This window comes from Pseudomonas paracarnis (assembly GCF_904063055.1).
GTDB classification, from domain to species: Bacteria; Pseudomonadota; Gammaproteobacteria; order Pseudomonadales; family Pseudomonadaceae; genus Aquipseudomonas; species Aquipseudomonas paracarnis.
In genome coordinates this window covers 1-430 of sequence record NZ_CAJFCN010000115.1, presented here as the reverse complement: position 1 = coordinate 430, position 430 = coordinate 1, and the positions used below count along the sequence as shown (strand labels likewise).

General features: G+C 65.1%; 1 protein-coding gene. It reads left to right on the top strand.

From position 1 onward, the window contains the following. The coding region (locus JMV15_RS28150; RefSeq protein ID WP_201492017.1) for a type VI secretion system baseplate subunit TssG at window positions 1-430 on the top strand (430 nt) is incomplete at both ends.

Here is a 430-nt window from a genome sequence, read left to right as displayed (position 1 = left end):
CGGCTGCGTTGGTCGAGTCGGTCCGGCGCTACTACATCAAGCACGACGCGTTGTTTATCGAGCAGTTGGTTGAACGCCAGGTCGAGATCAGCCCGGTCCAGCGCAATGACCTGTGGCGGGCCAACAGTGTGCTTGGCGAGGACCTGGTGCTGGGGCGCCGCGTCGCTGACCGCAGTGGCAAGTTCAGGGTGCATGTCCGCGCGTTGGGGTGGCAGCGTTTTCACGGCTTCCTGCCCACGGGAAAGGCCTATCAGCCGCTGCGTTCGCTGGTGCGCCTGACCCTGCGCGACCCATTGGAATACGACCTGCGTCTGGTACTGGCGCAGGGTCAGATCAGGGCTATGCACATTGGCGACAACACGGTTTGCTGCCTGGGTTGGACCACCGGGCTGGGGCCAGATCGGGCCGATCGGGGACGCCCGCAACCCGC